General features: G+C 32.3%; 13 protein-coding genes. 12 read left to right on the forward strand and 1 reads right to left on the reverse strand.

The genetic code is table 11. The features are described from left to right. Positions 1–6: 6 nt before the first annotated feature. From RBG61_RS12090 to RBG61_RS12110, 5 genes are all read left to right on the forward strand, one after another. Positions 7–564 (forward strand): AAA family ATPase, encoded by a 558-nt coding sequence (locus RBG61_RS12090; RefSeq protein ID WP_307943875.1) that lies wholly within the window; start codon positions 7–9, stop codon positions 562–564. Positions 565–909: 345 nt separating this feature from the next. Next, the gene (locus tag RBG61_RS12095; RefSeq protein WP_307943878.1) at positions 910–1,350 is read left to right on the forward strand and encodes an OsmC family protein; all 441 of its coding nucleotides are present in this window, start codon (positions 910–912) and stop codon (positions 1,348–1,350) included. Between the two features lie 78 nt (positions 1,351–1,428). Then, complete coding sequence (lpdA, locus tag RBG61_RS12100) at positions 1,429–3,111, forward strand: dihydrolipoyl dehydrogenase (protein WP_307943880.1); 1,683 nt, start codon at positions 1,429–1,431, stop codon at positions 3,109–3,111. Further along, positions 3,111–4,019, forward strand: coding sequence for a lipoate--protein ligase (locus RBG61_RS12105; RefSeq protein WP_307943882.1), 909 nt, complete (start codon positions 3,111–3,113; stop codon positions 4,017–4,019). Before lpdA ends, RBG61_RS12105 begins: the two co-directional genes overlap by 1 nt. A gap of 99 nt (positions 4,020–4,118) precedes the next feature. Next, on the forward strand, positions 4,119–4,547 hold the full coding sequence (locus tag RBG61_RS12110; protein ID WP_307943884.1) for a MarR family winged helix-turn-helix transcriptional regulator: 429 nt from the start codon (positions 4,119–4,121) through the stop codon (positions 4,545–4,547). Positions 4,548–4,729: 182 nt separating this feature from the next. Here the strand turns inward: RBG61_RS12110 and RBG61_RS12115 are convergent, their stop codons facing one another. Further along, a complete protein-coding gene (locus RBG61_RS12115) occupies positions 4,730–6,355 on the reverse strand; it encodes a glycosyl hydrolase family 18 protein (protein WP_307943886.1) in 1,626 nt (541 codons plus the stop codon). A 617-nt stretch (positions 6,356–6,972) separates the two neighbouring features. On the opposite strand from RBG61_RS12115, the gene RBG61_RS12120 reads away from it, so the two are divergent. The 7 genes from RBG61_RS12120 (at position 6,973) to RBG61_RS12150 (ending at position 15,173) form a co-directional block, all read left to right on the forward strand. Then, positions 6,973–7,884 carry an endonuclease/exonuclease/phosphatase family protein gene (locus RBG61_RS12120; protein WP_307943888.1) on the forward strand — a complete coding sequence of 304 codons (912 nt, stop codon included), beginning with the start codon at positions 6,973–6,975 and terminating at the stop codon, positions 7,882–7,884. Positions 7,885–7,990: 106 nt separating this feature from the next. Then, entirely contained in the window at positions 7,991–8,500 is a 510-nt protein-coding gene (locus RBG61_RS12125; RefSeq protein ID WP_307943890.1) for a DedA family protein, read from the forward strand. 166 nt (positions 8,501–8,666) lie between these two features. Next, positions 8,667–9,368, forward strand: coding sequence for a response regulator transcription factor (locus tag RBG61_RS12130; RefSeq protein ID WP_307943892.1), 702 nt, complete (start codon positions 8,667–8,669; stop codon positions 9,366–9,368). Then, entirely contained in the window at positions 9,343–11,487 is a 2,145-nt protein-coding gene (locus RBG61_RS12135) for a sensor histidine kinase (protein ID WP_307943895.1), read from the forward strand. Before RBG61_RS12130 ends, RBG61_RS12135 begins: the two co-directional genes overlap by 26 nt. Before the next feature lie 201 nt (positions 11,488–11,688). Further along, the gene (locus RBG61_RS12140) at positions 11,689–12,447 is read left to right on the forward strand and encodes a threonine/serine ThrE exporter family protein (RefSeq protein ID WP_307943897.1); all 759 of its coding nucleotides are present in this window, start codon (positions 11,689–11,691) and stop codon (positions 12,445–12,447) included. A 10-nt stretch (positions 12,448–12,457) separates the two neighbouring features. Beyond that, the gene (locus tag RBG61_RS12145) at positions 12,458–12,910 is read left to right on the forward strand and encodes a threonine/serine exporter family protein (RefSeq protein ID WP_307943899.1); all 453 of its coding nucleotides are present in this window, start codon (positions 12,458–12,460) and stop codon (positions 12,908–12,910) included. A 772-nt stretch (positions 12,911–13,682) separates the two neighbouring features. Further along, positions 13,683–15,173, forward strand: coding sequence for an ABC transporter substrate-binding protein (locus tag RBG61_RS12150; RefSeq protein WP_307943901.1), 1,491 nt, complete (start codon positions 13,683–13,685; stop codon positions 15,171–15,173). Positions 15,174–15,283 lie beyond the last annotated feature (110 nt).

Raw genomic sequence — 15,283 nt, forward strand, 5'->3', positions numbered from 1 at the left:
AATTGTATGGCAAGGGGCATTATTATTTTTGGTTCAGCAGGTTCAGGAAAAACAACTTTAGGTAAGATGGTCGCTGAAAGGCTTGGGTTTCCGTATTTTGATCTAGATGATTATATATGGCGAACAGATACTGATAAGCCATTTACTGTTATGTATAGTAGGGAAGATAAAATAGGTAGGTTGATGAAAGATATTTCAAAGGGAAACCATTTTGTTATGGCAGGTTCGATGAGTAGCTTTCATACTTCTTTTGATGCTTTGTTTGACCTAGCGATACATATTACAGCCCCGGTAGAAATAAGAACTGCTAGAATAAATAAAAGAGAATATGAAATTTACGGTGACAGAATTTTAGAAGGTGGAGATATGTATAACGAGCATCAACGTTTTGTTGATGTTTCTGCTCGATATGATTTTGATGGTTCTCCGTCCATGAAAATTCACGAACAATGGGCTAATTCATTACCTTGTAAAGTGATTCGACTAAGAGGTGAGGATGACTTAAAGAAAAACACGAATACAATTGTTAATACGTATATGAAACTCTTCATGAATAGGATTTAGATATCGAAATCTCTGTTTATAGGAAACATACAAGTATTACTTGTAATTTGATTTTACATTACCTTATTGCATACATCCTATATATCAGTAAATACTCCTTCCGTATGATAGGGGTATTTATTTTTTCTTTTTATCAATAATGTTTTGCAAAATGTTAAAAATGTGAGTGGTAACTTTATAAAGGAATGTGATTTTTTTATAATTTAATCTGCATTAGATAATTACATTTATTTTGTGAATTATTTTTAAAGATACTTAGCTAACTATTGATTTTTTAGTTTCAGTATGTTAATATATTAACATAATCAATCAGCAACTAATAAAGTTAAAGAAGGAGATAATGTTATGTTAACAACTTTTAAAGCAACTGCTAAAAAATTACCTGATGGTTTACAGGTAGAAACAAATGCTAGAGGTTTTAAAATCATTATGGACGAACCGGAAGATCTAGGCGGTACAGACACTGCTATGAACCCTGTTGAAGCAGTATTATGTGCACTTGGCGCATGTCAAACAATCGTAGCAAGTGCTTTTGCTCCTGCTCATGACTTCACATTTGAAGAATTCCATGTTGAACTAGAGGGTGACTTGGATCCAGATGGTTTTATGGGACTAGCAGATGTTAGAAACGGTTTCCAAGAAATTCGTTTTGTAATGCACTTTAAAACAAACGAACCAAGAGAAAAAGTCGAATCATTTGCAAAATTTATTGAAAACACATGTCCTGTAGGAGATTGCCTATCTAATGGAGTTAAATTAGTAATGTCAGGTGTTGCAATAGACTAATTAACCGGTATACATAATAAAAGAGCCTGTTTTATTAAAAATAGGTTCTTTTTTATATAGAATAAAGGAGTATTTAAAATGATTATTAAAATGACAGCTATCCCTGGCGGTAAAAAGGGTACTGTAGGTAAAATACAAGTTAAGGTTGGCGATTCTTTAGAGGTTGGAGATTTAATGGCACAAGTAGAAACTGCCAAAGGAAATAGAACCATAAAAGCAACTACTGCGGGTGTTATCTCTAAAATTTTATGTGAAGAAGGCTCAGAAATTGCATCCAATGCAGAGATGTTTGAAATAGAAGAGATCGCTGCTTCTAAAGAAGATACAACGATACAAGATGACGTACAGCCTCAAACCCTAACGAAAGAAATGACAACTGATTTGCTGATAATTGGCGCTGGACCTGGCGGTTATGTAGCTGCAATCTATGCTGCTAAAAATGGATTGAAAGTAACTCTAGTTGAAAAATCCGAATTAGGCGGTACCTGCCTCAATGTTGGATGTATTCCTACAAAAGCGCTAGTGAAATCCTCTGAAATTTGCCATAACGTACACAATGCGGCTCATTTTGGTATTGAAGTTGATGGAAAAGTCGGAGTAAATATGGAACAAGTTATTAACCGCAAAGATGAGGTAAAACAAAGGCTTGTTTCCGGTATTGACTTTTTGATGAAGAAAAATGAGATTGAAGTTATCTCAGGTCAAGCAGCTTTTATAGATGAGACTACTGTTACAGTTACAGGCAAGGAGCAGTATACTGTTAAAGCGAAGGATATCATTGTTGCAACCGGCTCTAAAATATCTAAAATAGCAATTCCGGGTATTGAATTACCATTTGTTCTAAATAGCACAACTGCATTATCTTGCACAGACTTGCCAAAATCCATTACTGTCATCGGTGGTGGTGTAATTGGCATGGAATTTGCTTTTATATATAAAAACTTTGGCGTAGATGTTCATGTTATCGAATTTATGGATCGATTATTAACCATGATAGATAGTGATATTTCTCATGAAATTCATGATATTGCTCAAGAGGCTGGTATTCATATACATACAAGCTCAAAAGTGATGAAGATTCAAAGCTCTGTTGATGGAAAAGCTGTTGTTACTTATGAAGATAAACACGGAGAGCATTTGGTTGTAAGTGAAAAGGTATTAGTAGCAATTGGACGAGAGCCAAATCTAGATGGCCTTGCTATTGAAAAGAGTGGTGTTGCATTAAACGATAGAGGAAGAGGCATAAAAGTCGATTCTTCCATGCGTACCAATGTAGAACATATTTATGCAATTGGTGATGTAACAAATATTATTCAGTTGGCACACGTTGCTTCCCATCAAGGCATTATTGCCATAGATAATATATTAAATAAACAAAAGGAAATGGATTATTCAGCTGTACCAAATGTTATCTTTACAGCACCTGAAATTGCAAGTGTTGGTATTAATGAGGATGAAGCGAAAAGCAAAAACAGGAATGTATCAGTAAGTAAGTTTGCTTTTGCGGGTAATGGAAAAGCTCTAACTATGAATGAACCTCGTGGATTTATTAAGTTAATAAAAGATAACGAAACAAACAAAATCATTGGTGGTTCTATTATTGGCGCAGATGCCTCTTCGCTCATTAGTGCATTAACATTAGCTATTCAAAATGAGTTTAGTGAAGAAGAAATAACAGAAACCATTTTTGCTCACCCAACGACAGGTGAAGTTATTCACGAAGCTGCAATGGACTTAGGAATTGGAGCGTTACATCAGTAATGAATAAAGTATTTATATCAAATGAATTTGATCCCTATTTTAACATTGCGGCAGAAAATCAGCTTTTTCTTGAATCGGATGAAGATATTCACTTATATTTGTGGCAAAACGATGCATCAGTTATCATAGGAAGAAATCAAAACCTATATGCAGAGTGTAACCTTACATATATGAAGGAGCATAATATTAAGCCGGTGCGTAGATTTTCCGGTGGTGGTGCTGTATACCATGATAAAGGCAACGTTAATTTTACTTTTATTACAAAAGAAAAGAAAGCAGATCAGAATTATTTTTTGCGATTAATTCAAGCTGCCGTTGCTAAGCTTGGTATAGATTGCAAGTTCAGCGGTAGAAATGATTTATTGTATCAAGGACAGAAATTTTCCGGCCACGCTTATTTTACAGATGATGATAATTATATGTATCATGGTACAATCCTTGTGAATGTTGATTCCAATCAACTAACAAAAGCTCTTACACCATCTAAGCTAAAATTGGAATCAAAGGGTATCGCTTCTGTGAAAAGCAGGGTTGTGAATTTATCGACGATTGACAGTAAAATAACAGCAGAAAGGGTAAAACAGGCATTTATTGACGCTTTTCAATGTGAGAGTATCGCATACATTGATCAATCAAATTTTAAAGCACCTTTACAAAATATGTTATCCTCAGACGAATGGCTGTTCAACCAGTCTCCTGCATTTGGTATTAAAATGGAGCGTAAACTGCCTTGTGGTAATGTGTCAGCACATGTTGATACTTCAGATGGCGTAATACAAAACATCAAAATCAATACCGACAGTCTAAATCTCTATCATTTTGAAGCTTGCGAAAAAGAGCTTATCGGAAAGACTTTTCATGAAGACATAATATGGAAATGTATTCAACAGTATATTTCTAAACCATAATCTATTATATAATATGAACGATATCAGAATGAAAATATGGTAAATCCAAAAGAAATGTGGTATTATAAAATAGATACGAAAAATAGATGGTGAATAAATATGTTTAATTTAGATGATTGTATTGCTTGTATTACAAGCAGAAGCGCAAAAATATTGGCAGATTGTTTTGAGAAAAGGCTGAATTTTTATAATATAACAAGAACGCAGTGGATTGCGTTATATTATGTAAATATCAACAAAATGATTACGCAAAAGCAATTAGCCGATAAAATGTCTTTGAAAGAACCGAGTGTTGTCCGATTACTTGATAAAATGGAGGCTCTTGGATGGATTACTAGAATTAGTAGTGAAAATGATAAAAGAATTAAAACTTTAAAACTAACAGATTCAGGTAAAAAAATCGAGGCAGAAATGTTGAGTGTAGCAGAAGGATTTCGTAATGATGTAATTCGAGATATCTCTTCTCAAGATATTGATATTTATAATTCAGTATTAAGTAAAATGCTTGATAATATCAAAGATGGATAACCGTAGCTTTAAAAGTTTAAAATCATATAGACAATAATTAAATATCGCATACTATCCCTAATTATAGAGTGAATATTCTATAATTAGGGATTTTTTATGAAAAATCAAATAGGGTTTAGAAAACGCCGACTAAAAAATAGTCGGCGTTTTCTTGTAAAAGGAGGAATTGGAAAACAAAATTACTATAAAGTTTTTGCCTTTTTATATTGAATCAATAATCCGCCAGCCAAAATAATTACTATAGTAATTGGAATGATTGGCGAATTGTCACCAGTCTGAGGATTCTTAGTGTTAGACAGTGTTACAATTTTTTTCGTTGCAACTCCATAAGTTCCTAACGTATCTGTTTCAAATGATAACATTTCTTTGTCAATGATTGCGGCTAATTCTGTAATGGTTCCATCGTTATTATAACGTAAAACATAATAAGTCTTTCCTTGATCTGCATTACTAAAAGGAATATAAATTTTTATTTTACCACCTTCGATATGCTCTATCCTTACAGAATTATTTAAAAGATTGATGTTGTATGTATCTAATAAAGAAAATTCTTTAGCTACTGCTGCAAATTTCTCTACAATATCAGAGCTTACAGCTAACTTTAAGACTTCAAGCTTTGAATTTTTTAGGGTGCTGATTTCAGTAGGAATTTCAACTTTTGCTCCGGTATTATTTGTATCAGTTATAATTGTAGGCTCTAATGGTACGGTTATACCACCATTTGTTGGTGCTGTAGAATTCATTACATCACCAATTGCAGTTTGAAGGCTCTTTGTCTTATCTTTCGTATCTGCAGAAAGCTCCCAAATCATAATTCCGCCGACATTTTCTTTTGCCCATGTTGCTTTTTTCTTCATAGTTGCAACACCATTGTAATGTGCTTGCATTCCCCAAATTTCAGAGATATCTGATTCATCTGCATGTGGGTTTGCTTCTAATAGTGTTTCGTATCCTGCCCAAGATGGTCGTCCATAAAACGGAACACCAAGAATAATTTTATTGGCAGGAAAGTTACGAGTTGTTTTCCAGTAGTTACCACAATTAATAGCAAAGTCATAAGGTGAGTGTTTTTCAGCGTCTCCGCCATCATATGCCATAACATTCATGTAATCTACAGTGTTAATAACAATATCAGATTGTGATTTGGCATCAACATATTCCATACCGTTAATATCTACTCCGCACAAAACAGCAGTAGAAAGCAGTAAATTGTCTTTTTTCAGCTCTTTATTCAAAGATAGCAATAGCTTTTCATATTGCGTTTGAGCTGGTGTTCCAAATCTAGGATGCTCCCAATCCATATCAACACCATCAAATCCATATTGCTTTACTACTTCCATAATAGAAGCGGTAAATTTAGCAATTTTTTCATCGGTGTTTGTTGCTTCTACGAAGTATGGCTCAAGAATAATTGAATTTGGCCATTCACCAATGGACCAACCGCCAACGGCAATTAAAACTTTATCACCATTTGCATGTGCTTGTTTAATAAGCTCTTTTGCAGTGTCTGGATGATCCAAGGGCATAACAGTTGCATCTTTGTTTGGAATTAAAAAAGAATAGTTAATATGAGTTACTACATCAAATTGAATTCGATCTAATTTAGATGGTTGCCATGAAGGAAAGTATCCAACAATTTTTTTATTAGTTTGTTTTGCCGTCGCCATATTATTTTGGCCTTTTGTAGAATTTGATTGGCTTTCAGGTGTTTTAGCCAATGCAATACTAGACATAGAAAGGGTAATGGCTAATGCAAGAAGAAAAGCGAATAGTTGTTTTGCAGATTTGCTTACATACTTTTTTATCATAAAATATTACCTCTTTGTTTTTTTATTCATGACTAATTTAATATAATCCGTTAGTCAATGTAGAATTGTGAGAAAGAATTGCGAAACAAATAGTTTGTTTCAGTTTGAATGTAATATACTAATATTTCTCACATAAAAATAGGCGCTATTTTGCTATTTGTTAATAGCGAATAAAATACGTTTGCTGAATCTATTGCTATATTTTTCATATTCTATTTTGTGAATTTTTTCATTCCCCCTTTAGATATATTAAAAGAAATGATGATATTTTTTTGCAGCTGCATATTGTTATTTAATTAAAAATTTTTATAAAAATATAAAAAGAGCTAGAGATATAGTGTAATAAAATTAACAAAAACACACTTTATCTATAACTCAAATATCCGTACCAAATCAGTAATTTTATATATATTTTATAATTTAAGGTAATTATATCCTAAATTTTTACTAATGTCAATATTAATTAGTAAAGTTTACTTAATATTTTGAAAAATAGTAAATATAAATTGATATAACCCTTATTAAATTCTTTAGAAACTCTTTAGATTCTTCTAAAGCTTTTTTTCATTTTTATTTAGTAAAATGAAAACAAATCAAAAATGAAAGATGTGAAGTAATTGAAAAAAAGACTTAATTTATTCCATTCTATTATAAATAAAAGTAAAAATTTAAATATAAATACAGATCTATCTTTAGAACAAACAATTTCTTATTTTAACGCTCAAAATGCTGAAGCTTTAAAAGTTATGAGCTTTAATATGAAGCGAAATTATTTTTCTTTCGGACAAAACAGTTGGAAAAATCGAGTTGAACTGATAGCCAATTTGATTGATTTACAACAACCCGATGTTGTAGGAACGCAAGAATTAACAGCAAAAAACTTAAATGATTTAACAAAATTACTACCGAATTATGATGTTGTTGGACAAGGCAGAGGTGGGGACGATAAAGGTGAATATACTGCAATTTTTTATCGTAAAGATAAATTTAAATTAAAGGATCAAGAAACCTTTTGGCTTTCTGCAACACCAAATAAGCCAAGTAGAGCATGGTTTGCGCTGTGCCCTAGAATATGTACTACTTGCACATTGGAGTTGCAAGGTAATACCAAGCGATTCATTCGTATTTTTAATACACATTTGGATCATCTAAGCTTCCTTTCAAGAAAAAATAGCTTACAGTTAATTTCAAGCAAAATGCAAGAAAAAAATCTACAACAAGAAGCCTCTGTTTTGTTGATGGGCGATTTTAACGCAAAACCGAAAAGTAAAACGATAAAAGCGTGGTATCAGGATTTATCAACTAAAACAAATAATGCACTTCAAAATGCATATCTTCAATGTGATTATAGTGATATCGGACGCAGCTTTCATGGCTTTAAAGGAAAAATAAAGGGAATGCCGATTGATTATATTTTTGCAAGCAGTTCTTTGGATTTACAACGTGTAAGCTTATGCCGTGATAGTATCAATAATCGTTATCCGTCTGACCATTATCCAGTTTTAGCACAATATATGTTGTCTTGTTAGTTTTATCTTGCATTCTAATCTTTCGGAATTATGTTGTATTTTATTTAGCTTGCAATATCAATTTTATTATGATAGACAAGATAGACTACAAAAGAGGAGAATGATTATGGATTTCAATACAATTATGACCTATATGTCACAATACGGAATACTGTTTTTAATCGTTATTGTGTTTTTAGAATATTTGAATTTACCCGGGTTTCCGGCAGGCGTTATTTTGCCTGTAACAGGTATCTTGATTGCAAGTTCAGAAATGAATTTTTGGATTGCGTTAATTGCTTCAAGTTTATCTGCATTAGCTGCTAGTTGGGCTTTTTATTTTGTTGGACGCTACGGTGGAGATTTTCTGTTGCAAAAATACATGAAACGCTTTCCAAAGCATAGACCATATATCGAAAAGAAGATGCTTTATTTAAAAGAAAAAGGTAGTATCGGTGTATTTATCAGTAAATTGATACCAATGGCAAGAACGATTATAGCAATACCTGCAGGAGCAGTACAAATCAATTTTTTAAAGTATACCGTTAGTTCAGCGTTAGGCATTCTAATATGGAATGTATTTTTTATTGCAGCAGGCTATTTCTTTGGACAAGAAATAGTGCATTTAATAAAATAGTTATCAAAGATGTATTGTAATTTACGAGCCAAGTGCATTGTTGCATTTGGTTATTTTCTTTTTTATAGGATACCACACTTATTTTCATAGGAAAGAAATATGAGTATAAGATATATCACAGGAAACTGGATAAAATATTGACAATTAGTAAAAGTGAGGAAATGAAATGAGTCAGTACAATATTTTAGTGGTAGAAGACGAAGAGGATATTGCAGAAGCTGTGAAAACATATTTGTTAAATCAAGGCTACGAAGTTTTTGTTGCACACAATGGAAAAGAAGGCTTGGCAGTAATTAACGAAAATACAATTCATTTAGCAATAGTGGATGTAATGATGCCCGTTATGAATGGCATTGACTTTGTAATGAAGCTACGAGAAACACATCATTTTCCCGTCATAATGCTATCTGCAAAATCAGAGGAAGTGGATCAGATAATGGGGCTAAATGTTGGCGCAGATGACTATGTTACAAAACCATTTCGTCCATTAGAGCTTTTAGCAAGAGTAAACTCTCATTTAAGACGTTTTTCTAAATATAATACAGTTAATAATAAGGAGCAACAAGATAGCCTGCTTACTTGTGGCGGATTAGAGCTAAACGAAACCACAAAAGAAGTTTTTGTAGATGAATGTCCAATCAAAGTGACGTCAATAGAGTTTAAGATATTAACGCTTTTAATGAAAAATCAAGGACGAGTTTTTTCAGCTGATGAAATTTATGAACGAGTATGGAACGAAAAGGCCGTTAATACAGAAACCATCATGGTTCATATTAGAAATATTCGAGAGAAAATTGAGGTCAATCCGAAAAAGCCTCAATATTTAAAGGTGGTATGGGGAATTGGATACAAGATTGAAAAGCAGTAAACCAGCTGTTATTATTACCTGTATAGCCCTTTTTTTGGTTTTGAGTTCATCTTTGATTATGGTTGGTTTGTACCCGACGATTCAAGGCCAAGTTGATAACTATTCAAGTAACTATTTTGTAAAGGATTCTTTTGTAAAACCTATTGTAAAACTGAATTATACATTATTTTCCGAGTATCAAATCCAGTTAAATCCCACTTTTACTCCGTTTGATATTTTATTTCATAAAAATATAACGCTTCGTGAAGATTATAATAAACAAAAGGTAAATGAGGAAATTTATAGCTGGAAGCAAGAGGCTTTGCAAGCAAATTCCAATTTGATATATTTAGCGATTGAAAAAGGAAACAAAAAAGTAATATCCAATTTTCCATCCGATGAAAAGATATTTCAAAATGATAAATTGCAATACGAGGAGTTATTGAAAAATTATCGATTTCTTATTCAAGTCGATTTTGACGAAACAGGGAATTTTACAATGAGTCAAATTCATGGTGCAAATCGTTCACTATTTTCAAACCGAATGATTGACTTGAATCAAATCCAATTAACGCAATTCAGTTATGAAAATATGAGTGCAATTAAAAATATGATTTTTGTTTATGCAGTACCTTATCAACTTGGCAACAATGCATTTGCTTCCGATTTCCAACAGCACCAATTGTATTCCTATAAAGTATTAAGCAGAAACTTAATGTATTTGTTTATAGGCATTATATTGGTGTTTGCATTAACTGTTCCGAAAAAAAGAATCCTAGAATTAAGCTGGATTAAGAAAACCGCAAGCGTTTGGATCGAAATATGGATAATGATTTTTCTTTATCTCGTTATATGGATGCTGAAAACAACTCCGGGAATAGCAATAATGGAGTATTTTCAAGGCCAAATGAATTCGTTTATGGGAATACCTATCTTGCAGGCTCATGCTTCCCAACGGCATTTAATCATATTACATTTGATGATGTGGTGTATCTGCTTTGGTATTGTATTGCTTTGTATTTGGATGATCAGATATGTCAAGAATATCGGTATATCTAATTATGTAAAACAAAGCAGCTTGTTGGTTCAGCTTTTTAAAATAAGCAGGAAATATTTGCTGCGTTTCATGCAGTATCTTGAAGAGTTTCATTTTAACGATAAATACAATAAACGATTACTGCTTGTAATTATCATCAATGCAATGATTGTTGGTCTTTTTTGTACAGCATGGCTATTTGGCATTATCGGTGTCATTCTTTATTCTATTATGCTGTTTGTTATAGCAAGAAAAATGATGAAAAGCAATGAAAAAAAATATCAAAAATTAGTGGATGCAACAGAACGAATTGCAAAAGGAGATTTAGACGCTAAAGTTGAAGAAAATCTAGGCGTATTTGAACCTTTGAATCGAAATTTAAAACAGATTCAAAAAGGGTTTAAAAGTGCAGTTGAACAAGAACTAAACAGCCAAAAAATGCGTACTGAGTTAATTTCCAATGTATCTCATGACTTAAAAACTCCTTTAACCGCTATTATCTCATATGTGGATTTAATGAAAAATGAAAATCTTTCAGAGCAAAAGCGAAAAGAATATGTTGCAATACTGGAACGAAAAGCACAACGATTGCAATACTTAATTGAAGATTTGTTTGAAATCAGTAAGTTAAGCAGTGGCAATATTAACTTTCATTATGAAAATATTGATGTGGTATCGTTGATGAATCAAGCATTATTTGAAGTTGAAGAGAATTTAAATAAAGCAAAGTTAACTGTAAAAAAGAACTTTCCTGAAAACAAAGTTATTTTATCGTTGGATAGTATGCGTACCTATCGAGTATTTGAAAACTTGCTGATGAATATTTGTAAATATGCAATGCCATCTTCAAGGGCTTTTATTGATATTATAGAACAAACCGAGCAGGTAGAAATCACTATAAAAAATATATCGGAACATGAAATTGACTTTAGTGAAGACGAAATTGTTGAACGTTTTACAAGAGGAGATAAATCAAGAAATACAGAGGGTTCTGGACTTGGATTAGCAATTGCAAAAAGCTTTATTGAGTTACAAGGCGGAAAATTCAAAATTATATTAGATGGTGACCTATTTAAGGCGCACATTACCTTTTTAAAGCCATAGCAGCTTAGTAGACAAAAAATACTAGGTCTAAAATGCATAACGCTATAAGAGCCTTCTGCTTTGCGGTGGAAGGCTCTCGTGCTTATATGCTTTCGAAAAATTGTAATTGAGTAATACAAATCATATTTATGCCTTTTCTTTACATTTATCATTTTACAGGCTATAATAAATACGAAAATAAAAAGTAACGGGGAATCGCTTATGACCAATGATCAATTACTCGAGATTTCAACAGAAATCGGTTTAAGCCTGCTCGAAAATGGGGCAGAAATTTATAGGGTAGAAGAAAGCATATCTAGAATATTATCAGCCTATGGCGTGGTAAATGCTGATGTATTTGCGGTTCCGACTTGTATTATAACGACCATTGTATTAAAAGATGGTCAAACACATACAAGAATGAAACGCATCATGAATCGCTCAACGAATTTGGATATCGTATCTGCTATGAATAATTTAAGCAGAGAACTTTGCAAATTAAAGCCTGAATATGATGAAGCAAAAAAATTAGTCAATCAAGCAAAAAACAGAAAAAGGTTTAGTCTGCCAATTCAAATTCTCGGCTGTGTGTTTATCGGCTCTTTCTTTACAATCTTTTTTGGTGGGAACTTCTATGATGCGCTTGTCAGCCTGTTATGCTGCGTTGTATTAAAGTTTTTGCTTGTGGTAATGGATAAATTTAAAACGAATATGTTTTTCTCATATACAGTAGGCAGTATGGCAATTGCAGCAATTGCATTTTTATTTCATTATTTAGGTTTTTCTCAAAATATGGACAAGGTAATCATAGGAAGCCTAATGAACCTAGTTCCCGGTGTAGCGTTAACAAACTCCATGCGCGATATTATTGCAGGCGATTTGGTCGCTGGATTAACAAAGTTTGTGGAAGCGATTATGATTGCGGTTGCAATAGCGGTTGGAACAGGTGTATGCGTTTATTTATTGAAGATGTTCGTTTAAGGAGAATTCTATGAATACAATTATTATATTTATCGCTACGTTTCTTGGATGTGTTGGCTTTTCTATTATGTTTAATTTACGAGGGAAAATCAATCTCTTAGCGTCTTTTGGTGGTGTAATTGGATATGCTGTTTTTTTATTGTTTAGTTTCACCCAAAATGATATCATGCAGTATTTTTTAGCAACCATTGCAATAGAAATTTATGCTGAAATTTTAGCAAGAGTATTTAAACAACCGGTAACAATTTTTCTAATTGTAGCCTTACTTCCATTAGTACCCGGCGGTGGAATTTACTATACAATGGAGTATTGCATCAATGGTAATATTGGTATGTTTATCGAAGAAGGTTTACATACATTCTTTATTGCAGGTTCTTTAGTAGGCGGGATTATCGTAGTTTCTTCCGTTGTTCGCTTAATAGATCGGGTTAAACACCATATTCATACAACGGTAAAAGTATAATACAATTTAAAATTTAAATAGCCATATATCACATACTAAAAGCGATTTATGGCTTTTAATATTAGTGTTACTATTATACTCTTATAAGTACATTGGCTTTCAGAGCACGAGACTAATGATATTACTATTTATATAAGAAAAGAATCAGTAGCTACAAAAGTATGAATGGATTCTTTTGATAAAAATGGTATAGAAAACAATTTTTAAGAAAAACTAAATAAAAGATAATCAAAAAATTCTCTAAATTTAGTTTAAATAAAGGATTATATTTCATTTTACATCGTGAGATTGCATGAGTCTATTGACAAATGAAGTGTTAAATTCGTGTAAAATAAGAATTTAAATTCCTGTATCTCCCATAATTTTTGATTCAATAGCTTGAATTTGAATAAACAACCTAAATTATATTTGGAATAATTATACTAATAAAAAGTATAATATATGTAAATTTACAGATTGTATAAAATTTCAAATTGTTATTTGAAGTCCTATAAATAGGGCTTTCAGAACAACCCATGAATATTTTAGCTAGGTAAACACTCAATTTAATAAATCAATTTTTGAACATGCATTTTGTATTTTTAAGTTGACAAAGTAAACAAATAATAGTACAATGCTTTACGGTTATACTAATAGTATGAATAATTGTTGAACTTATTGTAATGATAAAAAAATAAATTGCAATAATAATTATAATTTATTTATATTAGTCTATTGTTGTATTTAAATCCATATTGGGATTTAATAAATATATTATAAGGGGATATTAGTCTTGAAAAGTAAAATCAAAGTTCTTTCTTTGGTACTTGCTATTGCAATGATCGCATCTATGTTCGTTGCATGTAAAGGAAAGAAAGATGAAACTTCTACTGCTGATAAAGACAGCGAAGTAAACCTAATTTGGTATCACTGGGGTGACAAACCAAAACAACCAGACGCAGTAATTGCTGAACTAAACAAAATGTCTAAAGAAGCAATTAAAACAACTGTAGATTTTAGATTTACAACTGGCGACGACCAAAAGTTAAAAACTATTATGTCAACTGGTGGCGAATTTGATATCGCTTTCACTTGTGCTTGGTTTGCTAACTATGTAGTTGCTGCACAAAACAACCAATTAGCTGACTTAACAGACAAACTACCAAAAGTAGCTCCAAAGCTTTGGGAATACATTCCTCAAAATGCTTGGGATGGTTCAAGAGTAAACGGTAAAATTTACGCTGTACCAACTTACAAAGACTCTGCTGCTGCTCAATACTGGACAGCAAATAAAGAATACGTTATCGATGGTGCAAAAGCAGAAGCTGAATTTAAAGCAACTGGTAAAGCATTATCAACAGTAACTCCTCTATTAGAGAAAGTTAAAAAATATCATGATGAGTCTAAAACTCCATATCCTCATGATTTAACAGCTCCATTTAACTATAACTGGGCTGGCATTAATGGTCACAACAATGGTTGGGATACATTAGGACTAGATAACCTACGTTTAGGTATTAAAATTGGCAGTAATACAACAAAAGTTCAAAACATGTATGAAGATGCTGATTATATCAATGATCTAAAAACATTAAAAACTTGGTATGACAACGGCTTAGTAAACAAAGGCGCTTCTGAAGTTGAAAAAGAATTTGAATTCCAAGTAGTAGGCACAGGCCAAGGCTGGGAAGGTGCTGAAGCTATTTGGGCAAATGGTAAAGACTATTCAATTGTTATTAACAAGAAATTTGGTCCTATCTATACAACAGCTTCTATTCAAGGTTCTATGAACGGTATCAGCCCTAACTCTAAAAAAATTGATAGAGCTATCAAATATTTAGAGTACGCTAATACAAACAAAGATTACAGAAACACATTAGCTTACGGTATTAAAGGTACTAACTGGAAAGTAAACGACCAAGGTCAAGCAGAGAACTTAACTAAGGATGCATGGCAACCAGGCGCATTCTCACAAGCTTCTTTCTTTGAGTTATACCCAATTAAACCAGCTCCAGCAAATATGTATACAAACTTAAAAGCAGTTAATGACTCAGCTGAAGCATCTCCAGTAGTAGGTTTCGTACCAAAAGTTGATACTCTACAAACTGAAATCGCAGCTTGTCAATCAGTTATTGATAAACAATACAAATACATCCAAACAGGTAATGTTAAAGATGTAGATGCTACTGTTAAACAAATCAATGCTGATCTAAAAACAGCTGGTTATGATAAAATCATGGCTGAACTTCAAAAACAAGTTGACGCTTTTGTAAAAGCTAAATAGTAATAACTAGTATAATACTGAATAAAATCGATACAGATTTCTGTATCGATTTTATTTATAAGAAATCATAAAACTGTAATGAATATTGTTAATATATTCATGGTTTATGT

The sequence above is a fragment of the Paludicola sp. MB14-C6 genome, assembly GCF_030908625.1.
Taxonomy (GTDB): Bacteria; Bacillota; Clostridia; order Oscillospirales; family Ruminococcaceae; genus Paludihabitans.

Bases quoted from the DNA above. Each gene is read 5' to 3' on its own strand.
- RBG61_RS12090 (WP_307943875.1), top strand. From the start codon at position 7: ATGGCAAGGGGCATTATTATTTTTGGTTCAGCAGGTTCAGGAAAAACA.
- RBG61_RS12095 (WP_307943878.1), top strand. From the start codon at position 910: ATGTTAACAACTTTTAAAGCAACTGCTAAAAAATTACCTGATGGTTTA.
- lpdA (WP_307943880.1), top strand. From the start codon at position 1,429: ATGATTATTAAAATGACAGCTATCCCTGGCGGTAAAAAGGGTACTGTA.
- RBG61_RS12105 (WP_307943882.1), top strand. From the start codon at position 3,111: ATGAATAAAGTATTTATATCAAATGAATTTGATCCCTATTTTAACATT.
- RBG61_RS12110 (WP_307943884.1), top strand. From the start codon at position 4,119: ATGTTTAATTTAGATGATTGTATTGCTTGTATTACAAGCAGAAGCGCA.
- RBG61_RS12115 (WP_307943886.1), bottom strand. From the start codon at position 6,355: ATGATAAAAAAGTATGTAAGCAAATCTGCAAAACAACTATTCGCTTTT.
- RBG61_RS12125 (WP_307943890.1), top strand. From the start codon at position 7,991: ATGGATTTCAATACAATTATGACCTATATGTCACAATACGGAATACTG.
- RBG61_RS12130 (WP_307943892.1), top strand. From the start codon at position 8,667: ATGAGTCAGTACAATATTTTAGTGGTAGAAGACGAAGAGGATATTGCA.
- RBG61_RS12140 (WP_307943897.1), top strand. From the start codon at position 11,689: ATGACCAATGATCAATTACTCGAGATTTCAACAGAAATCGGTTTAAGC.
- RBG61_RS12145 (WP_307943899.1), top strand. From the start codon at position 12,458: ATGAATACAATTATTATATTTATCGCTACGTTTCTTGGATGTGTTGGC.